The sequence below is a fragment of the Vandammella animalimorsus genome (genome assembly GCF_002285265.1).
In the GTDB taxonomy this organism is placed as follows: domain Bacteria; phylum Pseudomonadota; class Gammaproteobacteria; order Burkholderiales; family Burkholderiaceae_C; genus Lampropedia.
Genome location: NZ_NSJB01000010.1, coordinates 45,814 through 70,498 on the forward strand (window position 1 = coordinate 45,814; position 24,685 = coordinate 70,498).

Annotated in this window: 21 protein-coding genes, 1 pseudogene and 1 CRISPR repeat array (1 of these 23 cut by a window edge); of the genes and pseudogenes, 10 read left to right on the plus strand and 12 right to left on the minus strand. The window is 65.2% G+C overall.

The genetic code is table 11. The annotated features are described in order from the left end of the window. Nucleotides 1-2,556: direct repeats of the CRISPR family, unit length 36 nt; unit sequence GTCTCGAGACCACCCTGATATCAAAGGGATTAAGAC (it extends 1,666 nt beyond the left edge of the window). Nucleotides 2,557-2,608: 52 nt separating this feature from the next. The 4 genes from CK625_RS11040 (at nt 2,609) to cas2 (ending at nt 4,897) form a co-directional block, all read left to right on the plus strand. Then, a complete protein-coding gene (locus tag CK625_RS11040) occupies nt 2,609-3,106 on the plus strand; it encodes a hypothetical protein (protein ID WP_095540378.1) in 498 nt (165 codons plus the stop codon). A gap of 108 nt (nt 3,107-3,214) precedes the next feature. Then, the gene (locus CK625_RS11045; protein ID WP_095540379.1) at nt 3,215-3,493 is read left to right on the plus strand and encodes a CRISPR-associated endonuclease Cas2; all 279 of its coding nucleotides are present in this window, start codon (nt 3,215-3,217) and stop codon (nt 3,491-3,493) included. A gap of 75 nt (nt 3,494-3,568) precedes the next feature. Then, complete coding sequence (gene cas1, locus CK625_RS11050; protein WP_095540380.1) at nt 3,569-4,573, plus strand: CRISPR-associated endonuclease Cas1; 1,005 nt, start codon at nt 3,569-3,571, stop codon at nt 4,571-4,573. 6 nt (nt 4,574-4,579) lie between these two features. Continuing rightward, nucleotides 4,580-4,897 carry a CRISPR-associated endonuclease Cas2 gene (cas2, locus tag CK625_RS11055; protein ID WP_095540381.1) on the plus strand — a complete coding sequence of 106 codons (318 nt, stop codon included), beginning with the start codon at nt 4,580-4,582 and terminating at the stop codon, nt 4,895-4,897. A gap of 9 nt (nt 4,898-4,906) precedes the next feature. Here cas2 and can read toward each other — a convergent pair whose 3' ends face one another. Next, nucleotides 4,907-5,614 carry a carbonate dehydratase gene (gene can / locus CK625_RS11060; RefSeq protein WP_095540382.1) on the minus strand — a complete coding sequence of 236 codons (708 nt, stop codon included), beginning with the start codon at nt 5,612-5,614 and terminating at the stop codon, nt 4,907-4,909. Between the two features lie 232 nt (nt 5,615-5,846). On the opposite strand from can, the gene CK625_RS11065 reads away from it, so the two are divergent. Further along, nucleotides 5,847-6,392 carry a hemerythrin domain-containing protein gene (locus tag CK625_RS11065; protein WP_095540383.1) on the plus strand — a complete coding sequence of 182 codons (546 nt, stop codon included), beginning with the start codon at nt 5,847-5,849 and terminating at the stop codon, nt 6,390-6,392. A gap of 74 nt (nt 6,393-6,466) precedes the next feature. Here the strand turns inward: CK625_RS11065 and CK625_RS11070 are convergent, their stop codons facing one another. Then, the gene (locus CK625_RS11070; RefSeq protein ID WP_095540384.1) at nt 6,467-7,648 is read right to left on the minus strand and encodes an isovaleryl-CoA dehydrogenase; all 1,182 of its coding nucleotides are present in this window, start codon (nt 7,646-7,648) and stop codon (nt 6,467-6,469) included. Nucleotides 7,649-7,916: 268 nt separating this feature from the next. Here CK625_RS11070 and CK625_RS11075 point away from each other — a divergent pair, with 268 nt between their 5' ends. After that, complete coding sequence (locus CK625_RS11075; RefSeq protein ID WP_095540385.1) at nt 7,917-8,999, plus strand: MBL fold metallo-hydrolase; 1,083 nt, start codon at nt 7,917-7,919, stop codon at nt 8,997-8,999. 10 nt (nt 9,000-9,009) lie between these two features. Here the strand turns inward: CK625_RS11075 and ribD are convergent, their stop codons facing one another. The 6 genes and pseudogenes from ribD to mnmG all read right to left on the minus strand — a co-directional run bounded on the left by ribD (nt 9,010) and on the right by mnmG (nt 15,741). After that, nucleotides 9,010-10,164 carry a bifunctional diaminohydroxyphosphoribosylaminopyrimidine deaminase/5-amino-6-(5-phosphoribosylamino)uracil reductase RibD gene (gene ribD / locus CK625_RS11080; protein ID WP_095540417.1) on the minus strand — a complete coding sequence of 385 codons (1,155 nt, stop codon included), beginning with the start codon at nt 10,162-10,164 and terminating at the stop codon, nt 9,010-9,012. A gap of 112 nt (nt 10,165-10,276) precedes the next feature. Next, the gene (locus CK625_RS11085) at nt 10,277-11,224 is read right to left on the minus strand and encodes a ParB/RepB/Spo0J family partition protein (protein ID WP_095540386.1); all 948 of its coding nucleotides are present in this window, start codon (nt 11,222-11,224) and stop codon (nt 10,277-10,279) included. 107 nt (nt 11,225-11,331) lie between these two features. Next, nucleotides 11,332-11,952, minus strand: coding sequence for an alpha/beta hydrolase (locus CK625_RS11090; RefSeq protein ID WP_095540387.1), 621 nt, complete (start codon nt 11,950-11,952; stop codon nt 11,332-11,334). A gap of 203 nt (nt 11,953-12,155) precedes the next feature. Then, nucleotides 12,156-12,911 (minus strand): annotated as a pseudogene (locus CK625_RS11095) (ParA family protein); the annotation flags it as partial. Nucleotides 12,912-13,036: 125 nt separating this feature from the next. After that, complete coding sequence (rsmG, locus tag CK625_RS11100) at nt 13,037-13,744, minus strand: 16S rRNA (guanine(527)-N(7))-methyltransferase RsmG (protein WP_095540389.1); 708 nt, start codon at nt 13,742-13,744, stop codon at nt 13,037-13,039. Beyond that, nucleotides 13,741-15,741 (minus strand): tRNA uridine-5-carboxymethylaminomethyl(34) synthesis enzyme MnmG, encoded by a 2,001-nt coding sequence (gene mnmG / locus CK625_RS11105; protein WP_095540418.1) that lies wholly within the window; start codon nt 15,739-15,741, stop codon nt 13,741-13,743. Before mnmG ends, rsmG begins: the two co-directional genes overlap by 4 nt. Here mnmG and CK625_RS13755 point away from each other — a divergent pair. Continuing rightward, nucleotides 15,740-16,198: a hypothetical protein gene (locus CK625_RS13755; protein WP_143326264.1), complete on the plus strand. Its 459-nt coding sequence runs from the start codon at nt 15,740-15,742 to the stop codon at nt 16,196-16,198. The genes mnmG and CK625_RS13755 overlap by 2 nt on opposite strands. A 144-nt stretch (nt 16,199-16,342) precedes the next feature. Here the strand turns inward: CK625_RS13755 and CK625_RS11110 are convergent, their stop codons facing one another. Further along, nucleotides 16,343-18,232, minus strand: coding sequence for an ATP-binding cassette domain-containing protein (locus tag CK625_RS11110; protein ID WP_095540390.1), 1,890 nt, complete (start codon nt 18,230-18,232; stop codon nt 16,343-16,345). Between the two features lie 229 nt (nt 18,233-18,461). Between CK625_RS11110 and CK625_RS11115 the strand changes: the two genes are divergently transcribed. Further along, on the plus strand, nt 18,462-18,986 hold the full coding sequence (locus CK625_RS11115; RefSeq protein ID WP_095540391.1) for a hypothetical protein: 525 nt from the start codon (nt 18,462-18,464) through the stop codon (nt 18,984-18,986). 99 nt (nt 18,987-19,085) lie between these two features. Here the strand turns inward: CK625_RS11115 and argH are convergent, their stop codons facing one another. Beyond that, on the minus strand, nt 19,086-20,570 hold the full coding sequence (argH, locus tag CK625_RS11120; protein ID WP_095540392.1) for an argininosuccinate lyase: 1,485 nt from the start codon (nt 20,568-20,570) through the stop codon (nt 19,086-19,088). Between the two features lie 212 nt (nt 20,571-20,782). Between argH and CK625_RS11125 the strand changes: the two genes are divergently transcribed. Together CK625_RS11125 and CK625_RS11130 are read left to right on the plus strand one after the other, a co-directional pair. Beyond that, the gene (locus CK625_RS11125) at nt 20,783-21,850 is read left to right on the plus strand and encodes a sensor histidine kinase (protein ID WP_172425150.1); all 1,068 of its coding nucleotides are present in this window, start codon (nt 20,783-20,785) and stop codon (nt 21,848-21,850) included. A gap of 35 nt (nt 21,851-21,885) precedes the next feature. Next, nucleotides 21,886-22,695 carry a LytR/AlgR family response regulator transcription factor gene (locus CK625_RS11130; protein ID WP_095540394.1) on the plus strand — a complete coding sequence of 270 codons (810 nt, stop codon included), beginning with the start codon at nt 21,886-21,888 and terminating at the stop codon, nt 22,693-22,695. Nucleotides 22,696-22,789: 94 nt separating this feature from the next. Here the strand turns inward: CK625_RS11130 and CK625_RS11135 are convergent, their stop codons facing one another. Beyond that, entirely contained in the window at nt 22,790-23,221 is a 432-nt protein-coding gene (locus CK625_RS11135) for a VOC family protein (RefSeq protein ID WP_095557144.1), read from the minus strand. 99 nt (nt 23,222-23,320) lie between these two features. Continuing rightward, on the minus strand, nt 23,321-24,655 hold the full coding sequence (locus CK625_RS11140; RefSeq protein WP_238945634.1) for a replication-associated recombination protein A: 1,335 nt from the start codon (nt 24,653-24,655) through the stop codon (nt 23,321-23,323). Nucleotides 24,656-24,685: the final 30 nt, after the last annotated feature.

Sequence of the window (24,685 nt, forward strand, 5' to 3'; positions counted from 1 at the left end):
ATCAAAGGGATTAAGACCCCTCTTCTTGGTCTGCAGCATCAGCGGCTTGCGTCTCGAGACCACCCTGATATCAAAGGGATTAAGACCTCATGGGCATCAGCGCCTTCTTGCGCGCCTACGTCTCGAGACCACCCTGATATCAAAGGGATTAAGACCTGCCCGTGCTGCACCATTGAGGATGGCGTGTCGTCTCGAGACCACCCTGATATCAAAGGGATTAAGACATCCCCGCCGATACTGACATCCTCGCGCGAGACGTCTCGAGACCACCCTGATATCAAAGGGATTAAGACCACAGATTTGCACCGGCGCAACACGTTTGCTGGGTCTCGAGACCACCCTGATATCAAAGGGATTAAGACGTGATCATGATTTTCTCCTTAAAGAGGTTTGAGTCTCGAGACCACCCTGATATCAAAGGGATTAAGACTCGACAGTGCTGACGTGGGTTTCAATGCGTACTGTCTCGAGACCACCCTGATATCAAAGGGATTAAGACCCATCATGGAAGAGCTGCTGCGACGCAACTGCGGTCTCGAGACCACCCTGATATCAAAGGGATTAAGACCGGCGTCCAGCAACTGGACGCTTTGGAGGATCTGTCTCGAGACCACCCTGATATCAAAGGGATTAAGACGTACTCATGTATTCTCCTTGGCTTTGGTGATGGTCTCGAGACCACCCTGATATCAAAGGGATTAAGACTGAACTTTTCGCTCCTTGGTCTGTGGCAGTAGGGTCTCGAGACCACCCTGATATCAAAGGGATTAAGACCGATGGTCTTGTCGTCATCTGTTCCAGCTAAGAAGTCTCGAGACCACCCTGATATCAAAGGGATTAAGACAGGTCGGTCGAATCGTTATAGCGGTCGATGGCGTCTCGAGACCACCCTGATATCAAAGGGATTAAGACGGAGAGGATGTCAGGCTGCCATTCGTGTAAAGTCTCGAGACCACCCTGATATCAAAGGGATTAAGACCGATTGCTGCTGCTGCTCTGGCAGTCTTGTCTGTCTCGAGACCACCCTGATATCAAAGGGATTAAGACTTCTCCAGCCACGCAGCTTTGTGAACGTTTTGGTCTCGAGACCACCCTGATATCAAAGGGATTAAGACGCTAGAGGTAGTGTTGTCTTGGGCAGAAGCTGCGTCTCGAGACCACCCTGATATCAAAGGGATTAAGACCCAAATCGCCTTTACCCACCGCAGAGCGGACTGTCTCGAGACCACCCTGATATCAAAGGGATTAAGACCCTGAACGAGCCAGGCCCTGAAGCCGTCATCCGTCTCGAGACCACCCTGATATCAAAGGGATTAAGACTCTGAGAAACTTCGGATTGGGCGCGCGCTTGCCGTCTCGAGACCACCCTGATATCAAAGGGATTAAGACCTTTTATTTCGATCCTAATCGAAAAGACCAAGTGTCTCGAGACCACCCTGATATCAAAGGGATTAAGACGAATTCGCCTTCTGGCAGTTGCTCAATGCTTTCGTCTCGAGACCACCCTGATATCAAAGGGATTAAGACCCATTTGGTTGGATGGGTCAAAACACTGTTATTGTCTCGAGACCACCCTGATATCAAAGGGATTAAGACAGCAGCAATGCGACCTGCGGTTTGAACTTTAGGTCTCGAGACCACCCTGATATCAAAGGGATTAAGACACAAGCTTGGCGACTTTCTTGCCAAGGATCTGAGTCTCGAGACCACCCTGATATCAAAGGGATTAAGACCCAGCAGCCCTTGCCCTGCTGGCACAGGGCTTGGTCTCGAGACCACCCTGATATCAAAGGGATTAAGACGTGGTCTTTGACGTGTCTTTGGATCTCTTGGAGTCTCGAGACCACCCTGATATCAAAGGGATTAAGACCGTACCTGATGACGTGATTCAAAACGTCGAGAAAGTCTCGAGACCACCCTGATATCAAAGGGATTAAGACTTGTAACCCTTTTCGGAGTTACGGAAGCTGTAAAGTCTCGAGACCACCCTGATATCAAAGGGATTAAGACGAATTTTCGAAGTCCTTGACGGAGATTTCCGGTCTCGAGACCACCCTGATATCAAAGGGATTAAGACATGAATCTAGTGACGACATCCAGTCTCTAGAAAGTCTCGAGACCACCCTGATATCAAAGGGATTAAGACTAGGTATCTACAATCGCAACATCGAAGGCATTAGTCTCGAGACCACCCTGATATCAAAGGGATTAAGACCTGGGTTTAGGTCGGTATTGGCTAACCATGCGGTCTCGAGACCACCCTGATATCAAAGGGATTAAGACCGGTAAGTTTTCCCGCCAACGACCAATTCGGCGTCTCGAGACCACCCTGATATCAAAGGGATTAAGACGCCCGACTGGATCCGCGTCAAGGCCGCCTCGCGTCTCGAGACCACCCTGATATCAAAGGGATTAAGACCAAAGCAACTGCACAACCAATGCGAGTGTTAACGTCTCGAGACCACCCTGATATCAAAGGGATTAAGACGAAATCGATGGACGTTTTGAGAGGTCGGTATAGTCTCGAGACCACCCTGATATCAAAGGGATTAAAACTCCACGCGGCAGATTCATGACCGGTTTTGATTCAAGACCAAGGGAGCGCGACATGAAGCAAAAACCTTTTGAGGCCAAAGACGTGCCCGGATTCGGCACCGTGATCCAGGGGCTGTTCAATGCCTTGGCCTACAACACCCAGATCGAGGACATCGCCGGGCGACAGCCTGAGGTCAGGCTGATTCTCGAAATTGAAGACAGGCGCAAGCAAAAAACCGGTTTTCGCTCGAGGGCCTGCTGTGCCATCGCGCAGATCAGCGAGCACCCCGCGACATCGTCTTACTTCGCCAAGGATTTCATGCAGGAGATCCTCTGGCTCGATGACGTTTTGTCATTGAGGGCTTCGCCTGTGTCCATCAAGGCGGTGCAACTCAAAAATCTCTTCACAATCCACCACAACTGGAGTGTCTTCAACATCATTCGCATCTTTCATCACTTCCATCCGGCCAAGGTGCAACAGGCAACGTTGGAGGACTATCGCAGGGCCGATGATGAAGCCAGGGCGTGGTTCGACACTCCGTATCTGGGTTTGTGCAACGATTTCGAGTAGCTGAAATGAATGCCCGTCTTGCCATGAAATTCCTCGAGGCAAAGCCGTTGCGGCGCTTGCAGGCGCCGTGCCTGCCCTGGGGGGCCATGCCATGAAAGGAGCTCTGCGATGGCCCGCACGCTGTATCTGGTTGCCTACGACATCGCCTGCGATCGCACGCGGCTGCGCATCCAGCGCTATCTCAAGAGTTTTCGTGTGGCCGGGCAGAAGTCGGTGCCGGAGATCTGGGTCACGCCGGCGGAACTGCGCGCCATTTGCGCCGATTTGCAGCGCTGGATGGATGCGGCTTCAGACCGCATCCTGCTCATTGCGCTCGATCCGCGCCTGCCGCCGCATTGCCTGGGGCAGGCCAGCAGTTTCCGCGCTGGCTATTTCGCCATCGTCTGATGCCGCCGGCCGGTGGCGCAGCGGCCCTGCCGGGGCCCTGCGCTGCTGCCTGCCTGAATGTCTGGTTGTTGCAGCATGAGCAGTCTGTTCGTCGATCGCCGCAATGTGCATCTGGAGCTGGATGCCGGCGCGCTGGTGTTCCGCGAGAACGGCCAGCGCGTGGGCACGGTGCCGCTGGCGCCGATCCGCCGGGTTTTTTTGCGCGGCAGCGTGACGCTGGAGGCCTCGCTGCTGGGCAAGCTGGGGGAACGGGGCGTGGGGGTTGTGGTGCTTTCGGGTCGGCTGGCGCGCCCCAGTCTGTTGCTGAGCTTGCCGCACCACGATGCCAGCCGCCGTGTGCAACAAACCCGCATGAGCCTGGACGAGGGCTTTTGCCTGCAGGTGGCACGCCAGTTGCTCGATGGCAAGCTCACGCGCCAGCACGATTGGCTCGATCAGTTGCGCAGCACCTACCCCAGGGCCCGATATGCGCTGACGCGCGCCATGCGGCAATTGCAGGCGCAGCGATCGCAACTGGCGCAGGCCCGGCAACTGGAAAGCCTGCGCGGCATGGAGGGTGCTGCGGCCCAGGCGTATTTCGCGGGGCTGCGCGAGGTCGTCCCGGCCAGTTTCGCTTTCCACGAGCGCAACCGCCGCCCTCCTCGCGATCCGTTCAATGTGCTGCTGTCGCTCACCTACACCATGGCGCATGCCGAGGTGGCCATGGCCTTGCATGGCGCTGGGCTGGATCCCTGCATCGGCTTTTACCACCAGCCCAGCTGGGGGCGGGAGTCACTGGCCAGCGATGTGCTCGAGCCCATTCGCCCGCTGGCCGATCGGCTGTGCCTGCATTTGTGCGCCAGCCAGACGCTGACGCCAGCGCATTTCAGTCAGGCCGAGGGCGCCTGCCTGCTGGGCAAGGCTGGGCGCGTGCGCTATTACGAGGCCTATGAAGCACAGGCGGCGCCACTGCGCAGCGCCATTGCGCAGCAAGTGGCCTGGCTGCAGGATGTGCTGCAGACCGATCAACAGCCTGCCACCGCCGGGCAGGCCGTTTTGCCTGCGGCGCCCCAGGATCAGTGCCAGGAACCCTGTGAGTGATCGCCAATGCCACGCCATTACGTGATTTGCTACGACATTGGCGACCACCGGCGCCTGGCGCGGGTGCATCGCACGCTGGCAGCCCAGGCCATGGCGCTGCAGTATTCGGTCTTCCTGTTCCAGGGCAGTGCCACGGCGCTGCAGGATTGCCTGCAGCAGCTGGAGGGGCTGCTCGATCTCTCACAAGACGATGTGCGCGCCTACCCGCTACCAGCCCGTGGGATGCGATTGTTGCTGGGCAGGCGGCTGTTGCCCGAAGGGGTGCACTGGAGCGGCCTGCCTGCACTGGATGGCATGCCACAGGCAGGCCAGCCCGATGGATGACGGCCGGTCTCAATCGCCGTCCTGCAGGTCGTCGATCACCAGTTCCGTGGGCAGCGGGTCGGAGCGGCGCGGGTAGCGCTTGATGGCGGCGCGGTAGACCTCCAGTACCTGCTCGCGGCAGGTCATGGTCACGCCCAGGTCCTTGACCTTGCCGTCCTTGAGGCCGTAGCACCAGCCGTGCACGGCCACTTGCTGGCCGCGCGCCCAGGCGTCCTGCAGCACGGTGCTGGTGGCGATGTGGCCGACCTGCTCGATGACGTTCATCTCGCACAGCGCGTCTTCCTGCTCGTGGCGGCACAGGTGCATGAGGCGGCCGCGGTGGCGCATTTTCACGTCGTGCACGTGGCGCAGCCAGTTGTCGGCCAGGCCCACGCGCGTGCCGTGCAGCGCGGCCAGCACGCCGCCGCAGCCGTAGTGGCCCACGACCATGATGTGCTCGACCTTGAGGAAATCGACCGCGTACTGGATGACCGAGAGCGCGTTCAGATCGGAGTGCACGACGACGTTGGCCACATTACGGTGCACGAAGACTTCGCCCGGCGCCAGCGCCACGACCTGGTTGGCCGGCACGCGGCTGTCGGAGCAGCCGATCCACAGATATTTGGGCGTTTGCTGGTGCGCCAGGTTCTCGAAGAAGCCGGGCCTGTCGCGCGCCACCTGTTCGGCCCAGGCGTGGTTGGCGTCGATGAGGTGTTGGAGGCTGTTGGGTTCAGTCATGGGGGATGTGCCAGGGCCTGTTTTCGGGGCGCTGGCGTGGGCAGGTTCCAAAGCCCCGCAAGTTAGCACGAACTGGGCGCGCTGCCGGCCTGCGATGGCTGTCTGGCCCACAGAGGTGGCCGAGCGCAGGGCCAATGCCAACGCGAAACCATGCGGCGCGCTACCATGCTCGTGCATGCGCCGCCGCATCAGGCCAGGCCATGCGCCCCTTCCCTCGATGAAAGCACCCTTTATGTCCGCCCCCACGATTTACGAAGCCCTGCGCGAAAGCCACGACATCCAGCGCCAGTGGTGCACCCGCCTCACACGCACCCGCGCCACCAACCCGCAGGGCCGGCGCGATGCCTTTCTGATGCTCAAGCTGGAATTGGCCGCCCACGCGGCCGCCGAGGAGCGTTTTCTGTATTCGCCCATGATGATGGACGACATGGGCCTGGACAGCGCGCGCCACGCCCTGGCCGAGCATCACGAGCTGGACGAGCTGGTGGCCGAGCTGGGCGCGCTGGCGCCCGAAGGCCAGGCCTGGGGAGAAAAAGCCAAGGCGCTGGCGCACGAGGTGCGGCACCACCTCAAAGAAGAGGAGCGCGGTTTTTTCCAGGTCAGCGGCAAGATCCTGACCGAGGCGCAAAAAACCCGCCTGGGCTCGCAATACCTGCGCGACTACGCGCGCATGAAGCGCAAGTACGCGGCCGATTGGGGCTATGCCGCCGAGCGCGCCGGGCAAACCGACACCCCCGCCGTGCGGCGCGCCACCGGCCATACCGGACGCTCACGCTAAAACGAGGGCAGCCCCGGCCCGGTTTTTGCGCCCCGCCATGGGGCGTGGGCCGGCATCGGGCGGGGCTGGCTGGCTTACATCGTCTCGGCAAACAGCTCGCGGCCGATGAGCATGCGGCGGATTTCGCTGGTGCCCGCGCCGATTTCGTAGAGCTTGGCGTCGCGCCACAGGCGGCCCAGCGGGTATTCGTTGATGTAGCCGTTGCCGCCAAAGAGCTGGATGCCGTCGCCGGCCATTTTGGTGGCCTGCTCGGCGCACCAGAGAATGACGCTGGCGCAGTCCTTGCGCACCTGGCGCACGTGCTCGGTGCCCAGCACATCCAGATTCTTGCCGATGGTGTAGAGAAAGGCCCGGCCCGCTTGCAGCACGGTGTACATGTCGGCCACCTTGCCCTGCACGAGCTGGAATTCGCCAATGCTCTGGCCGAATTGCTTGCGGTCGTGGATGTAGGGCACGACGTTGTCCATCACGGCCTGCATGATGCCGATGGGGCCGGCGGCGAGCACGGCACGCTCGTAGTCCAGGCCGCTCATCAGCACCTTGGCGCCGCCGTTGAGGCTGCCCAGGATGTTGGCGGCGGGCACTTCCACGTTGTCGAACACCATCTCGCCAGTGTGGCTGCCGCGCATGCCCAGCTTGTCGAGCTTTTGCGCGGTGCCAAAGCCTTTCATGCCTTTTTCGACGATGAAGGCGGTGATGCCGCGCGCGCCCAGCTCGGGCTCGGTCTTGGCGTAAACGACCATGGTGTCGGCGTCGGGGCCGTTGGTGATCCACATCTTGCTGCCGTTGAGCAGGTAGTAGCCGCCCTTGTCCTCGGCCTTGAGCTTCATGCTCACCACGTCAGACCCTGCGCCCGGCTCGCTCATGGCCAGCGCGCCCACGTGCTCGCCGGAGATCAGCTTGGGCAGGTATTTTTTCTTCTGCTCCTCGTTGCCATTGCGCTTGATCTGGTTCACGCACAGGTTGGAGTGCGCGCCGTACGAGAGGCCCACGCTGGCGCTGGCGCGGCTGATTTCCTCCATGGCGATCATGTGCGCCAGGTAGCCCATGTCGGCACCGCCGTAGGCCTCGGGCACGGTGATGCCTAGCACGCCCAGCTCGCCCATCTTGGGCCACAGGTCCATGGGGAACTGGTCGCTCTTGTCGATCTCAGCCGCGCGCGGGGCGATCTGGTCTTGCGCAAAGCTGCGTACGGCGTCGCGCAGCGCGTCGATGTCTTCGCCAAGCTGGTAGTTCAGGCCGGGCAGGTTGCTCATGGGGATGTCTCCTTCAGGGGTGTGTTGGACAAAAACGGCCGTGCAACGGGCAAGACTGCGCTGCGCGCAGGCAGCGCGCATTGTGCCCGCTGCACATGGGCATGGGGATTTTGCCCTGCCATGCTTGGCACGAAACGCAACCCCGTTTGCAGGCTTGGGCGCTGCCCCTAGGAGAAGGTCTGCGCCACCAATAGCCCTGTGCACCAATGGCCTGGCCTGGCGCATCGCGCACAATGCACGGCTTTGCCTGACCACAGCCAATCTGCCCATGTCCTTCTTGTCACCGCCCTTGCCCGCCGCCCGCTGGCTGTGCGCGCTGGCCCTGGCCCTGCCCGGGGCCGTGCTTGCGCCGCAGGCTGCGGCCGCGCCCGATGCCACTACCGATGCCGCCGCCAATGCCGTTGCCGACGCCCCGCCGCCGCTGGCCCAGGCGGCAACCCCTGCCGCGCCTGCGCGCTGCCGCAATGCCGGGCTGGATGTGGTGGTGCTGGGCTCGGGCGGGCCGGAGCTGGGCGACCGGCGCGCCTCCAGCAGCTATTTGCTGCGCGAGAATGGCCAGGCGCGCTTTCTGATCGACCTGGGGCCGGGCGCGGCGCTGAATTTCGAGCGCGCCCAGGGCCGCATCGAGGATGTGCAGGCGCTGCTGTTCACGCATTTGCACGTGGACCACGTCGGCGATCTGCCGGCGCTGATGAAGGCGGCCTTTTTCAGCCGGCGCAGCCAGGATTTGCCGCTGTACGGGCCCACGGGCAGCGAGCTTTTCCCGACCACGCCGCTGTTCGTGCAGCGCCAGTTCGGCCCGCAGGGCGTCTACCCTTATCTGGCCGATTACCTCAACGGCGATGAATCCTTCACGCTCAAGCCCGTGGCCGTGGCCGCCGATCGGGCCCAGCCCGTGCCGTTTCGCACCGAGCTGGCCGGCTTTGCGCTCACGGCCATGCCCGTCGAGCATGGGCTGGTGCCGGCGCTGGCCTGGCGCATCGAAAAGGATGGCTGCGCGCTGGTGGTCTCCGGCGATACCAGCAACCGCGGCCGCACGCTCGATGCGCTGGCCCAGGGCGCGGATGTGTTCATCGCGCACAACGCCATCCCCGAGGACAGCGAGGACCGCATTGCCCGGCTGCTGCACATGCCGCCTTCGGAGATCGGCCGCATCGCCGCCCAGGCCGGCAGCCGCAGCCTGGTGCTGTCGCACTTCATGCGCCGCACCGAGGGCGTGCAGCAGGCCACGGCCCAGGCCATCGCCCGGCACTACGGCGGCCCGCTGGCCTTCGCGCAGGACTGCGACATCTACGCGCTGCACAGCGGCGCCAAAACCGGCCAGTGCTCGGCCAGCGCCGACGGGCGATGATGCACAAGGGCTATGCCTGCAATGGCCGGGCGCGCAATTGCAGCCGCAGCGTGTCGCCCAGCATGTGCATGCCGTGCCAGTGCAGGCGCGCAGCCTGCTCCAGGCGGCTCCAGGGCTGCGGCAGCGCCGCAATGGGGCGGCCGGCGCCGAGTAATTGCGGCGCCAGATAGACCAGCCATTCATCGACCAGCCCGGCCTGCAGCAGGCCGCCGTTGAGGCGCGCGCCGGCTTCGACGTGGATTTCGTTGACCGGCAGGCGGCCCAAATGGGCGATGAGCGCGGCCAGATCCAGGCCTGGGCCGCCGCCCTGCTCCCCACTGCCGACCGCCTCCTGCCCATCCAGCGCCACGACCTGCGCGCCCCGGGCCTGCAGCGCCGCGCGCCGCTCCTGCCAAGCCTGCCAGGCCTGCCGTTGTGCAGCAGCCTGCGGCGGGCGGCCAAACACCAGCACCTGCCGCCCGGGCACCTGCCACAGCCGAGCCTGCAGCGGCGTGCGCAGCGCGCTGTCGGCAATGGCCAGATGGGGCTGGCGCGCGCTAGGCCAGTCGCGCACGTTCAGCAGCGGGTCGTCGGCCAGCACGGTGCCGATGCCCGTCAGCACCACGCAGGCGCGCTGGCGCCAGGCCTGGCCGTCGCGGCGCGCCTGCGCGCTGGTGATCCACTGGCTCTGGCCATTGGGCAAGGCCGTCATGCCATCGAGCGAGGCCGCGGCCTTGGCGCGCACCCAGGGCCGGCCAGTGGCCATGCGCTGCAAAAAGCCGATGTTGATATCGCGCGCCTGCGCCTGGCCATCGCCCAGCTCCACGGCAATGCCGGCCGCGCGCAGGCGCGCCAGGCCCTGGCCGGCCACCTGCGGATTGGGGTCGGCCAGCGAGGCCACGACCCGCGCCACGCCGGCGGCCACCAGCGCATCGCAGCACGGCGGCGTGCGGCCATGGTGGGCACAGGGCTCGAGCGTGACGTAGACCTGCGCGCCGCGCACGCTGTGGCCACGCGCGGCGGCATCGCGCAGCGCCATGACCTCGGCATGCGGCCCGCCCACGGCCTGGGTGTGGCCCTGGCCGAGCAGCGTGCGGCCATCGGCGCTGACGATGACGCAGCCCACGGCCGGGTTGGGGTTGGACAGGCCCACGGCCTGCCGCGCCAGCGCCAGGCTGCGCTGCATCCATTCGCTGGGCTGAGCGGCGGCGTGGCTGGCGGCATCGGTGGTGGCCAGATTGGCCAAGAGATCGGCGCTGTCAGAGGGCGCGGTGTGCGGCGTGGCCATCATGGCGAGATCAGAACTCCTCCTGGCGGCCCTGGATGCGTTCGAGCACGCCATTGAGCACCTCGATGGAGGCAAACGGGATGCGGATTTCGCCCGATTCCTGCACCTGGCCGTCTTTCTTCTTGGTGCGTTTCTTGATCTGGATGTCCACCTGCGCCATCAGCAGGTCGGAGAGGATTTCCTCCACCCGGCGCACGTCGCCGCTCTTGCGGTTGCTGGCTTTCCTGGCCGCTTCGGCGCCCTTGCCCTGGGCCAGGCGCTTGACCAGGGCCTCGGTCTCGCGCACGCTGAGCTTGCGCGCCACGATCTCGTGCCCGGCGGTGATTTGCTCGGCCTTGCCCAGCGCCAGCAGCGCGCGCGCATGGCCCATTTCGATGTCGCCGGCCATCAGCAGGGTTTGCACCGGCTCGGCCAGGTTCAGCAGGCGCAGCAGGTTGCTGGCAGCGCTGCGCGAGCGGCCCACGGCCTGGGCGGCCTGCTCGTGCGTCAGGCCGAATTCCTGCACCAGGCGCTGCAGGCCGCGCGCTTCTTCCAGCGGGTTCAGGTCCTCGCGCTGCATGTTCTCGATCAGCGCCATGGCAGCGGCGCTGCGGTCATCGACCTCGCGCACCAGCACCGGCACCGAGGTCAGCCCGGCCAGCTGGCTGGCGCGGTAGCGGCGCTCGCCGGCGATGATTTCATAGCGCCCGGCGTGCTCGCCCTGCTGCAGCTTGCGCACCAGCAGCGGCTGCATCACGCCCTGCTTCTTGATGCTTTCGGCCAGCTCGTAGAGCGCGCCCTCGTCCATGTGCGTGCGCGGCTGGTACTGGCCGGGCACCAGCGCGTCGATGTCCAGCTCGCGCGGCGCGCCATGGGCCTGGGCAAAGGCCGATTCATCGGCCCCCACATCGCTGACCTGCGGGCCCAACAAGGCCCCCAGGCCGCGACCCAGCCCCTTGGCTGCTTTCTTGCTCGTCATTGTTTGCACTCCTCGAAAAATCGCTGAAATTCTCTGCTTCCGGCCGCAGGGCCAGGCCCCGGGCGCTCGCCCAAGGGCGATGGAAGGCCCCGGCGCGCCGGCCGGCGTCAATCCGTGGGCCGATGCGCCCCTTGCCCCGGCAGGGCCGCAGCCACGCTGGCCAGCAGTTCCTGCAAGGCCAGCCGCAGCGGGCCAAGCTGGGCTGCTGGCTGCTGCGCCCCCTGCCCTTCGCCATGCTCTTCGTCCAGCCAGCGCAGGCTGCTGCCCCAGTGCGCGGCCATTTGCTGCATGCGCTGCAGCGGCGCGCCCGCCATGGGCCGGGGCAGCAGCAATTGGCTGACAAAGGGCAAGCGCGTGCGCGCCATGGGTTGCCAGCTGGGCAACTGGTGCTGGTATTGCTCGGTCTCGACATCCAGCGGCGCCAGCAGCAGCGCCGCCAGCACGCGCCGGGCATGGCGGCTGTGCTGGGCCCAGCGCGCCACCAATTGGCAGCCCAGGCCCTCGGCCAGCAGCGCCACGGGCCGCTGGCTGTGCAGCACGGCCTGCTCCAGCTGGATTTGCCAGTCGCCGCTGCGCGGGCGCTGCCAGTCGTGCTGCGCCACACAGGGGTCGCCATAGACGGCGTGCCAGCGCGGCAGCAGCCCGGCGGGCTGCTGGGCAGCGCCAATGCCTGCGCCCTGGTGCGCGGGCAGCAGCAACAGCTGCACGGCCGGCGCTGGGGCACTCATGACGAAGCCGAAGGCTTGCGCAGCCCCAATGGCACGCCGGCCTCTGGCGGGCTGGCGGGCGGCGGCGGTGATGGCTTGTGCTCATCGCCTGCACCCTGGTGGCTGGGCGACTCGCCCTGCCCCGACCCTTGCGCGGGCTGGGCCTGCGGCGCCGTGGACGAAGCAGTGGCCGCAGTGGCCGCAGCGCGCTGCTGGCCCGGGCGGCGCTGGCTGAGCTCCTGCGCGAACTGCACGAAGGCCTTGCTGCCCTTGGCGCCGGGGTCATAGACCACGCCGGGCAGGCCATGGCTGGGCGCCTCGGCCAAGCGCACATTGCGTGGAATGAGGGTGTCGAACACCTTGCCGCCGAAATGCTGCTTGAGCTCCTCACTGACCTGCTGCTGCAGCGTGACACGCGCATCGAACATGACGCGCAGGATGCCGATGATCTTCAAATCGCGGTTGAAGTTGGCATGCACCTGCTTGATGGTGTTGACCAGATCCGTCAGCCCTTCGAGCGCGTAGTACTCGCACAGCATGGGCACGATCACGCCATGCGCAGCGCACAGGCCATTGAGGGTGAGCAGGCCCAACGAGGGTGGGCAGTCCATCAGGATGAAGTCGAACTGGTCCTGCAGATCGGCCAGTGCATCGCGCAGACGGTGCTCGCGCCGCGGCAGCTCGACCATCTCGATCTCGGCGCCGGCCAGCTCACGGTTGGCGCCCAGCACCTGGAAATCGGCCGCCGGCGAGCTGACCAGCGCCTGCACCGCCGGGCACTGGCCCAGCAGCACGTCGTACACCGAGTGCTGCAGCGCGCGCTTATCCACCCCGCAGCCCATGGTGGCATTGCCCTGCGGATCCAGATCGACCAGCAGCACGCGCTGCCCGATCCGGGCCAGCGCCGCCGCCAGGTTCACGCTGGTGGTCGTCTTGCCCACCCCGCCCTTTTGGTTTGCCACACAGTAGATTTGCGCCATGGTCTGCTCTGTCTTTTCAATGCATGTCGATGGCCTGCGCCCGGCAATGTCGCCACCGCCAGCGTCCGGCCCAGACATCAAAAGCCGCGATCATAGCGGCATTGCACCGCGCCCCGGGAAGCCACTCAAACCGCCTCGTCGCTCTGGCGCATCCAGACGATGCAGCGCTCGGCCGCCACGCCCGGCACCTGCAGTTGTTCCACGTGAAACACCTGCACCCCAGGCGGCAAGGCGTCGATCTCCTGCTGCGGGCGCTTGCCCTTCATGGCCATCCAGACGCCGCCGGGCGCCAGGCGCTGGCGCGTCAGCGTGACGAAATCGGCCAAGCTGGCAAAGGCCCTGGAGGCGATGATCGGGTACTGCCCTGACAGCCCCTCAACACGGGCGTGCGTGGCCCTGAGGTTGGCCAGCCCCAGCGCCCCTGCCACCTGCTGCACGAAGGCCATTTTCTTGGCCACGGCATCAACGCACTGCACCTGCGCCTGCGCACAGCAAATGGCCAGCACCACGCCCGGCAGGCCGCCGCCGGCCCCAACATCCAGCACCGGCACGGCTGCAACATCGGCCTGGGCCTGGGCTTGGTTCTGGGCTTGAATCCGGGTCTGCTGTTCGCGCAGCGCCTGCAGAAAGCCCGGCACCGCCGCCAGGCAGTCGAGCAGGTGCAGCTGCAGCATCTCCTGCGGATCGCGCACCGCCGTGAGGTTGTAGACCTGGTTCCACTTCTGCAGCAGCTGCAGGTATTGCAGCAGCTGGCGCTGCTGCTGCGCATCGAGCGGCACGCCCAGCGCCTCGGCGCCAGCCTGCAGGCTGCGCTGCAGCGGCTCAGCGCTCATGGCTCCACCTCATCCACAATCCCTGGCGCCCATTTCTTGCCCATCTTTTTCAGGTGGATCAGCAGCAGCGACACGGCCGCCGGCGTGACGCCCGAGATGCGCGAGGCCTGGCCCAGCGTGCGCGGGCGATGCTGCGCCAGCTTTTGCCGCACTTCGAACGACAGGGCCGTGACCTCGGCGTAGTCCAGATCCTCGGGCAACAGCAGATTCTCGAAATGCAAGGCGCGCTCGACCTCGTCCTTTTGCCGGTCGATGTAGCCGCTGTATTTGGCGGCAATCTCGATCTGCTCGACCACCGGGCCATAAAGCTCGCCCAGTGTTTCACGTGAAACCGCCTCGTTGCCAATCACCAGGCCGGCCTGGGGCTCGGGTTGCAGGCCCATCAGCGCTTCATAGCCCACGCCCGGGCGGCGCAACAGATCGAACAGCTTGTACTCGCGCTCGATGGCCTTGCCCAGCACGCGCTCGGCCTCGGCCTGCGGCAGATTGCGCGGCGTGACCCAGGTGGCCTGCAGGCGCGCAGTCTCGGCCTCGATGGCCTCGCGCTTGCGGCAAAAGGCTTCCCAGCGCGCATTGCCCACCAGACCCAGGCGCCGCCCGGCCTCGGTCAGGCGCAGGTCGGCGTTGTCCTCGCGCAGCTGCAGGCGGTATTCGGCGCGGCTGGTGAACATGCGGTAGGGCTCGGTCACGCCCTTGGTGATCAGGTCATCGACCAGCACGCCCAGATAGGCCTCGTCGCGCCGCGGCAGCCAAGGGGCCTCGCCACGGCATTGCAAGGCCGCGTTCAAGCCGGCAAACAGACCTTGGGCGGCGGCCTCTTCATAGCCGGTCGTGCCGTTGATCTGACCGGCAAAGAACAGGCCCTGGATTTGCCGCGTCTCGAAGCTGCTCTTGAGGGCGCGCGGGTCGAAATAGTCGTACTCGATGGCGTAGCCAGGGCGCAGGATGTGAGCGTTCTCCAACCCCGGCATGGAGCGCACCAGCGCATACTGCACGTCAAATGGCAGGCTGGTGGAGATGCCATTGGGGTAGATCTCGTGCGTGTCCAGGCCTTCGGGCTCCAGAAAGATCTGGTGGCTGTCCTTGTCGGCAAAGCGGTTGATCTTGTCCTCGACGCTGGGGCAATAGCGCGGCCCCACACCCTCGATGCGGCCGGTGAACATCGGGCTGCGATCAAAGCCGCTGCGGATGATCTCGTGCGTGCGCGCATTGGTGTGCGTGATCCAGCAGGAAATCTGCCGCGGGTGCATGGCGCGACTGCCCATGAAGCTGAACACCGGCATGTGCTCGGGCCGGTCGCCGCCGGGCACGCCATCGCCGGGCTGCTCGGTGCACCGGGAAAAATCAATGCTGCGCCCATCCAGCCGCGGCGGCGTGCCGGTCTTGAGCCGCCCCTGGGGCAGTTGCAATTCCTTCAGGCGCGCCGACAGCGTCACCGCCGGCGGATCCCCCGCCCTGCCGGCCTGGTAGTTGTTCAGGCCCACATGGATGCGGCCATCGAGGAAAGTGCCCGCTGTCAGCACCACCGCCCGGGCGCGAAAGCGCAGGCCCAGCTGGGTGACAGCCCCGGCCACGCGATCGCCCTCGATGAGTAAATCGTCCACCGCCTGCTGGAACAGCCACAGATTGGCCTGGTTCTCCAGCATGTGGCGGATGGCCGCCTTGTACAGCACGCGGTCGGCCTGGGCGCGCGTGGCGCGCACCGCCGGGCCTTTGCTGCTGTTGAGCGTGCGGAACTGGATGCCCCCCAGATCGGCGGCCAGCGCCATCGCGCCGCCCAGCGCATCGACCTCCTTGACCAGATGCCCCTTGCCGATGCCGCCGATCGAGGGGTTGCAGCTCATCTGCCCCAGGGTTTCGATGTTGTGCGTCAGCAGCAAGGTCTTGCAGCCCATGCGCGCAGCGGCCAGCGCCGCCTCGGTACCGGCATGGCCGCCGCCCACGACGATGACGTCAAATTCCTGCGGATAGGTGTAGTGATTGCTTGAGTCAGACATGGCAATGTCCATTCGGCCAAGCCGATTGAAAAGGCGCGATTTTACCGGCCTGCCATTTTCAGAGTCTGTCATCAAGCTCTGTGCCAGTCATCGCGCGGCTGTTCCACGTGAAACAAAGCGCGCACTGGACAAGTTGTGCACAAGCCTTGGGGTTGGCAGGGGATGGAATGCGCACAACTGCGCCAGCTCTGTCGGGTGCTGTTTTTATCCCCAATTGCGGCTGACACTGCACGGCAGTCACGCACAGGCTTTTTTGCCGTGCAAGTGTTTGTTTTTTCATGCACCAAGACACTTATCCACAAGCCAGGCGGCGATCTACTACTACGACTACTTTTTTAAAAAAAGTTTTGCAGTGATGGTAGTGAGAGACCGCGCCGCAAATTCGGAAATTGGAACCGCCGCGCCTTGCAATGAAATGATTTTTGCCCCGGCTGGCCTGTGGACTGATGCGCCATGAAATGGGCCTGCAGGGCTTTTGTGGCCACAGATACGAGGGCAAAAAAAAGCCGCATCCATCAGGATGCGGCCAGCGCAAGTAGTGCGAACGATTGCAGTGCGTGCCTGCTGATGAGGGTCTGGGCAGGCTTTCGGAACAAGGTCATCAGCCCGACAAGGCCTCCCAGCGTTCCAATGCCTGCATCAGCTCCTCTTCAATGGCCACGCTGCGTTCGGACAATGCCGCTGCGCGCTGGTGGTCGCTGGCGTACAGGCTGCCATCGGCCAGTTCGGCCTGGATCTGCGCCTGCTCGGCCTCCAACGCATCGATGCGCCCGGGCAAGGCCTCAAGCTCGCGCTGCTCCTTGTAGCTGAGTTTGCGCTTGCCCGCTGGCGCGGCGCTGGGTGTTGGCGCCGGGGCCGGCGGCGTGGCAGGGCCGGCAGCGGGCGCTGGCTGGCTGCTTTGCCGCTGCGCGGCCAGGGCGCGGCTGCGCTGCGATTGCAGCAACCAGTCCTGCACGCTGCCTTCGTATTCGCGCCACAGGCCCTGGCCTTCGGCGGCAATGGTGTGCGTGACCACGTTGTCCACGAAGCTGCGGTCGTGGCTGACCAGCAGCACCGTGCCCTCGTAGGTCTGCAGCAGCTCTTCCAGCAGCTCCAGCGTTTCCATGTCCAGGTCGTTGGTGGGCTCGTCGAGCACCAGCACATTGGCCGGCGTGGCAAACAGCCGCGCCAGCAGCAGCCGGTTGCGCTCGCCGCCCGAGAGGGATTTGACCGGCGAGTGCGCGCGCTGTGGCGAGAACAGGAAATCGCCCAGATAGCTTTTGACGTGCTTGCGCTGCTGGCCGATCTCGATCCACTCGCTGCCTGGGCTGATGAAGTCCTCCAGTGTGGCCTCGGGGTCGATGGCCTCGCGCATCTGGTCGAAATAGGCGATGCGCAGGTTCGTGCCCAGGCGCACCTTGCCGCTGTCGGGCTGCAGCTGGCCGAGGATGATCTTCAGCAGCGTGGACTTGCCCGCGCCATTGGGGCCCAGCAGGCCGATCTTGTCGCCGCGCAGCACGGTGGTGGAAAAATCACGGATCAGTGGCTGCGCGCCAAATTGCTTGCTGACGCCGCAAAGCTCGGCCACGATCTTGCCGCTGGCCTCGCCGCGGGCGATTTCCATGCGCACCGTGCCCAGTGCGTTGCGGCGCTCGGCGCGCTGCTGGCGCAGGGCCTGCAGCCGCGCAATGCGGCTGACGCTGCGCGTGCGTCGCGCCTCCACGCCTTTGCGGATCCAGATTTCCTCCTGCGCCAGCAGCTTGTCGGCCTTGGCGTGCTCCACAGCCTCCTGCGCCAGTTGCTGGTCCTTCAGGGCGCGGTATTGGCTGTAGTTGCCCGGGTAGGAACGAAGCTGGCCACGGTCGAGCTCGACCACGCGCGTGGCGATGCGGTCCAGAAAGGCCCGGTCGTGGGTGATGACGACGATGCTGCCCTTGAAGTCCAGCAGTAAGTCCTCCAGCCAGGCGATGGAGTCCAGATCCAGGTGGTTGGTGGGCTCGTCCAGCAGCAGCAAGTCCGGTTGCTGCACCAGCGCCTGGGCCAGGGCCACGCGTTTTTTGTTGCCGCCCGAGAGGCTGCCCACCAGCGCCTGGGGCTGCAGGTGCAGGCGCTGCAGCGTTTCTGCCACGCGCTGCTCCCAGGTCCAGCCGCCCAGCGCCTCGATCTGCGATTGCAGCGCGTCCAGGTCCACGCCCGGCTCGTGCCGCAGGTATTGCTCGCGCAGCGCAATCACCGGCTGCAGGCCTGCCGAGACGGCCTCGAAGATGCTGTGCTGCGCGTCGAACTGCGGCTCCTGCGGCACATAGGCGGTGCGCAGGCCAGTCTGCCGGTGGATCGTGCCCTCGTCGGCCTGGGCCAGCCCGGCCATGATTTTCAGCAGCGAGGACTTGCCCGCGCCATTGCGGCCGATGAAGGCAATGCGTTCTCTTTCCTCGACGGAGAAATCCGTCCCGTCCAGCAGCGCCACATCGCCAAAGGCCAATTGCATGTTCAAAAGTGTGATCAAAGCCATGCGCGCGATTATGGAACCATGGCTGTGCTCTGCACTGCTTGTCCCAAGGTCAACGCCGAAGGCTGTGGCAGCGTTGAAAGCTGTCTTGGAAAGCCCTGGGGGGTGCTTTGGGCTGCCAGGGTCTTGCAGAGTTTGCAGGTGTTTTTTTGGCCTTGACCTTTGCTTTACATGGTGCGCATAGGCTTTGGAGTCTTTGCACCGGCCTTGACGAGAAGGAGTTGTTCATCCCATGCAAACCACACAGAAAACCATTGCCGGCCTGGCCCTGAGCGCTGCGGCGCTGCTGCTGGCAAGCAGCGCCTCGGCGCAGTACGGCTATTACTACGACGATGGCGACCGCTACCGCCAGCACTACGATGCCCGCTTCGAGCGCGGCCACAGTCATTACTACCCGCCCTACCGGCCCCAGCCCCAGGTGCGCCACGATGACGACCGGCGCGAGCGCCGTCGGCGCAACACCGAGCTGGCCGTGGGCGCCTTGGTGGCTGGCGGTTTGCTGGGCTATGCGCTGTCCAATGCCACTTCGGCCAGCCAACCGCCTGTGGCCCCCGGCCAGGGCGGGGCCACGCCCGGTTATGTCATGCCGCCGGTGCAGGCCAGCCCGGTCTATCCGGCCCCGGTCTACCAGGCGCCGCAATACCACCAGCCCTACGCGCCGCAGCCTTACTACCGCGCTGCCCCGGTCGATGCGCCGCTGGTGCAGCACCAATACCAGACCATCAACGGCCGCACCTATTACCGCCCGGCGCAGTGAGGCGGCACGGGCCATGCAGGCCTGATGCCAATGAAAAACCGCAGCCATGCCTTTGTGCATGGACTGCGGTTTTTTTTCATTGGCCGAGCAAGCGGGTTTTCATTCAGAGGCGCCCAGGCGCTGGCGGTGTGCCTGGATTTGCTGGCGCACCTGCGCTGGCGCAGTGCCGCCCAGGGTATTGCGCGCATTGAGCGAGCCGCGCAGGCTCAGCGCCTCGAACACGTCGGCCTCGATGGCCGGATTGAAGCGCTGCAGGTCGGCCAGCGGCAGCTCGCTCAAATCCACGCCGCGCTCGATGGCAATGCGCACGGCATGGGCCACGGTTTCATGGGCGTCGCGAAACGGCAGGCCTTTTTTCACCAGGTAATCGGCCAGATCCGTGGCCGTGGCATAGCCGCGCAGCGCGGCCTGCTCCATGGCCTGGGCGTTGACGCTGATGCCGCCGCTGCGCTGGCCGGTGGCCGCGTCGGTCTGGCCGCCGATCATCTCGGCAAAGATGCGCAGCGTGTCGCGCAGCGTATCCACGGTGTCGAACAGCGGCTCCTTGTCTTCCTGGTTGTCCTTGTTGTAGGCCAGCGGCTGGCCTTTCATCAGCGTGATCAGGCCCATCAAATGCCCAACCACGCGGCCGGTCTTGCCGCGCGCCAGCTCGGGCACGTCGGGGTTTTTCTTCTGCGGCATGATGGAGCTGCCGGTGGTGAAGCGATCGGCAATGCGGATGAAGCCGAAGTTCTGGCTCATCCAGACGATCAGCTCTTCTGAGAGGCGGCTGATGTGCACCATGATGAGCGCGGCGGCGGCGCTGAATTCGATGGCGAAATCGCGGTCGCTGACGGCGTCCAGGCTGTTTTGGCAGATCTGCGGATTGCCCGCCTCATCGACCATGCCCAGCGCGCGCGCCACCATGGCCCGATCCAGCGGGTAGCTGGTGCCCGCCAGCGCGGCCGCGCCCAGCGGCAGGGTGTTGGTGCGGCGGCGCACGTCGCCCAGGCGTTGGGCATCGCGGCCAAACATCTCCACATAGGCCAGCAGGTGGTGGGCAAAGCTCACCGGCTGGGCCACCTGCAGGTGGGTAAAGCCCGGCAGGATCACGTCCACGTTCTGCTCGGCCACGTCCAGCAGCGCATGCTGCACCTGGCCCAGCAGGGCGATGATGGCGTCGATCTCATCGCGCAGCCACAGGCGCACGTCGGTGGCCACCTGGTCATTGCGGCTGCGGCCGGTGTGCAGGCGCTTGCCGGCATCGCCGATCAAGGCCGTCAGGCGCGCCTCGATGTTCAGGTGCACGTCCTCCAGATCGAGCTGCCAGTCGAATTGGCCCGATTCGATCTCCTGGCTGATCTGATCCAGGCCGCGGGCGATGGCGGCGCCGTCCTCGGCCGAGAGAATGCCCACCGCCTGCAGCATCTGCGCGTGGGCGCGGCTGCCAGCAATATCGGCTCTCCACAGCCGTTGGTCGAAAAACACGCTGGCGGTGTAGCGCTTGACCAGATCGCTCATTGGCTCGGTGAACAGGGCCGACCAGCCTTCGCTCTTGGAGGCCAGCTGGTTGGCAGAGGGTTGTGGTGCACGGTTTTCAGGCATGGAACTCGGGAATAATGGCAGCTGGCATCGTGTCGTGCGGTGCTGGCCATTGGGCCGCGCGCAATGGCACAAAGGCGCTGCAATGGCACAAAGGCGTTGGCATGCGGGCTCTGGCGCGCGGCATCGGGCCGCGCCGCCGCAAAAAACACAAGAACACAATGAGCGGGAGAAAACCAGGCATTCTATCTGCGGCATCGCCGCGTCAGCAGCCCTTGGCCAGGGCCGCTGCGAGGCCGCCATCGCGCCTGCTGTTCGATGCCTGCCACATGGGCGTGGTGCTGCGCGCCTTGCTGTTGATGGAGCTGCCGCTGGCGCTGGTACTGCTGTTTGGCGCCGATGGCCCGCAGCAGTGGCTGGGCCACTTTGCGCTGCTCACCGGCATCGCGTTCCCGCCGCTGCTGCTGTGGCTGCTGCTGGCCTGCTGGCTCAAGCACTGGCTCGACAGGCAGGCGCCCTCGGTGCAATGGGCCTATGCGCTGCTGACGGGCTGCGGCTGCGGCCTGCTGGCCTTTGCCCTGTACGCCATGCCCGGCCAGTTGCGCGGCAGCGGTGTGAACTGGCTGGCTTCGGGCCTGAGCGGCATGGGCCTGGCCGGCCTGCTCACCAGCATGTTCGCCATGCGCCAGCGCGCCAGCCAGCCAGCATCCACCGTGGCGCGGCTGGCGGAGCTGCAATCGCGCATCCGACCGCATTTTTTGTTCAACACCCTCAACAGCGCCATCGCCCTGGTGCGCCAGGATCCGGCCAAGGCCGAATCCATGCTTGAAGACTTGAGCGACCTGTTTCGCCACGCGCTGCTCGATGCCTGCAGCGTCTCCAACCTGGAAAAGGAGGTGGAAATCGCCCGCCAGTACCTGCGCATCGAGGGCATCCGCTTCGAAGGTCGCCTGCGCGTGAGCTGGATGGTGGACGAGGCGGCGCTGCAGGCCAGCGTGCCGCCGCTGCTGCTGCAGCCGCTGGTGGAAAACGCCATCAAGCACGGCATCGAGCCCAGCAGCGAAGGCGGTGAAATCCACGTGCTGGTGCGCCGCAAGGGCGACCGCGTGCTGCTGCGCATCAGCAATACCGTGCCCGGCCCCAACAGCACGGCCGCCCAGGCCACGGGCCGGGGCGGCAACGGCATTGCGCTGCAAAACGTCCGCGACCGCCTGCGCCTGATGCACGACGTCAATGCCGATTTCCGCTGTCGCACCCACGATGGCCGCTACGAAGTGGCCATGAACCTGCCAGCGAAGCCGCTGCTGGGGCGCGATGCGGCCCAGCGCGCGGCATTCCATTGAACCCCAACCAAACCGGCCCTTGCCGCCCATCTGCCATGAACATCCTGATCGTTGACGATGAATCGCTGGCGCGCCAGCGCCTGGCCACGCTGCTGCAGGAGCAAACCGCCGTGCCCTGTCGCGTGTTCGAAGCCGCTGCCGCCAGCCAGGCGCAGCAAATCCTGCAGCGCATGCAAGAGCATGCCCGCATCGACTTGGTGCTGCTGGACGTGAACATGCCCGGCATGGACGGCATGGCTTTTGCCCAGCTGCTGCGCCGCATGCAGCCGCCGCCTGCGGTGGTGTTCGTCACCGCCCATGCCGAATTTGCCACGCAGGCCTTTGAGCTGGAGGCGCTGGACTACCTGACCAAGCCCGTGCGGCTGGAGCGCCTGCGCCAGACGCTCGAGCGCGTGCAGCGCTGGCAACAGATGCAGCAGCCGCAGCAGGCCGCCATGGCGCCACAGGCCTCGGCCCCGGCAGGCCCGGCCGCTGCCGATGGGGCCGCTGGCATGCCGGCGGCCAGCGGGCCATTCATCTACATCAACGAGCGCGGCCACAGCGAGCGCGTGCTGCTGGAGCACATCATTTTCTGCCGCGCCGAAATGAAGTACGTCACGCTGCACACTAGGCAGCGCGACTACCTGTGCGTTGATTCGCTCAACGATCTGGAAAAGCGCTTCCCCGAATACCTGTTGCGCGTGCACCGCAACGCCTTGGTGGCGCGCAAGGCGCTGCGCGCGCTGCACAAGGTGCACAGCAAGGAAGACGGCGACCATTGGCGCGTGCAATTGCACGGCACGGACGAAACCCTGCAGGTCTCGCGCCGCATGGTGGCCGGCGTGCGCGAGGCGCTGCGCACTTGAGGGCGCATTGCTTCACGAAGTGCCGCCATCGGGCCGGGCATCGTGCCGTTGGGGGGGAACACGCACATGCGCGCACATGCGTGTGGCTCAGTGCCTACGACGATGCGTCGGGCGCGGACGCCTGTGCCGGTGTCGTCTTGACGCCCCATCGGTAGCCATCGGGGTCGGTGAAGATGGCGTAGGACTGGCCCCAGGGCATGTCGGTGAGCTCCTGCACCAGCCGCCCGCCATTTGTACGGACGGTCTCGATGAACCGGGCTGCGTCGGCGTAGGCATCGAAGGTGACATCGATGATGGTGGCGCCAGCGTTCACGGTTGGTGCGGATGGATCCCACCACGCGGCGAACTCGGCGGTGTGGATGGCCAGCGGCGCGAAGCCGCAGGTAACGACCCATGCGCGCGGCGTCTCATCGCTTGGAAGGGTGATCGCACGCAGCTCACAACCCAGCGCCGCATAGAACACACGGCTTCGCTCCAGATCGTCGACAACGAGATTGATCTGGGTCACATGGGCCATTCGAGTCATATTCACCTCCTGAACACCTGTTTTCGGTTTTTTCCCCATGATGCCGTATGGCTCCTCAGGCTGCGGCGCTGGACGTTCCCGCTATTCGGGTGCGCCGCATCACGGTTGCTCTGGCTGTTGGCCCTGTGGCGGGGGCTGAATCTGCCTGGCCTGGCGGTTGCGCTCGCGCAGCTGGGCCAGCTTGTCGCCGATCTTGATCTCCAGCCCGCGTGGCACGGGCTGGTACCAGCCGGGCTCGGCCATGCCCTCGGGCAGGTAGCGCTCGCCGGCGGCGAAGGCGTCGGGCTCGTCGTGGGCATAGCGGTAGTGCTGGCCGTGGCCCAGTTGCTTCATCAGTTGGGTGGGCGCATTGCGCAGGTGCACGGGCACCGGGCGCGTGCCATCGCGCTGCACCCAGGCGCGCGCGGCCTTGTAGGCGGTGTAGACGGCGTTGGATTTGGGAGCCACGGCCAGATAGACCAGGCACTGCGCCAGCGCCAGCTCGCCCTCGGGCGAGCCCAGGCGCTCGTAGGTTTCGGTGGCGTCCAGCGCCAGGCGCAGCGCGCGCGGGTCGGCCAGGCCGATGTCCTCGCTGGCCATGCGGATCATGCGCCGCGCGATGTACATCGGATCGGCGCCGCCGTCGAGCATGCGCAGCATCCAGTACAGCGCCGCGTCCGGGTCGGAGCCGCGCACCGATTTGTGCAGCGCGCTGATGCTGTCGTAGAACTGGTCGCCGCCCTTGTCGTAGCGGCGCATGCGCTCGCCCAGCACGCGCAGCAGCCAGGCATCATCGACGCGCTCAAGCCGCTCCTGCTGCGCCGCCATGGCCAGCGTCTCCAGCGTGTTGAGCAGCCGCCGGGCGTCACCATCGGCGTAGTCCAGCAGGCGCTGCAGCGCCTGCTCCTCGATGGCGGGCACGGCCCCCAGGGCCTGCGCGCGCTGCACGATTTCGCGCAGCTGGGCATGCTGCAGCGGTTGCAGCACATAGACCGCCGCGCGCGAGAGCAGGGCCGAATTGACCTCGAACGAGGGGTTTTCGGTGGTCGCGCCGATGAAGGTGAACAGGCCGCTTTCGACGTGCGGCAAAAAGGCATCCTGCTGGCTTTTGTTGAAGCGGTGCACCTCATCGACGAACACGATGGTGGGCTGCGGCGCCAGGCCGTCGCGGGCCTGCTGGGCCTGCTCGACCGCCTCGCGGATTTCCTTGACGCCGCCGAGCACCGCGCTGATGGCAATGAACTGCGCATCGAAGGCGCCGGCCATGAGCCGCGCAATCGTGGTCTTGCCGACCCCGGGCGGGCCCCAGAGGATGCAGCTGTGCGGCCGGCCCGACTCAAAAGCCAGCCGCAGCGGCATGCCCTCGCCCAGCAGGTGCTGCTGGCCCACCACTTCGCCCAGCGTGCGCGGGCGCAGGCGTTCGGCCAGGGGTTGGTGCAAGGCGGCGGCGGGCATGGGCGTGCGGTGTGGGCAGTGCAAAGGCGC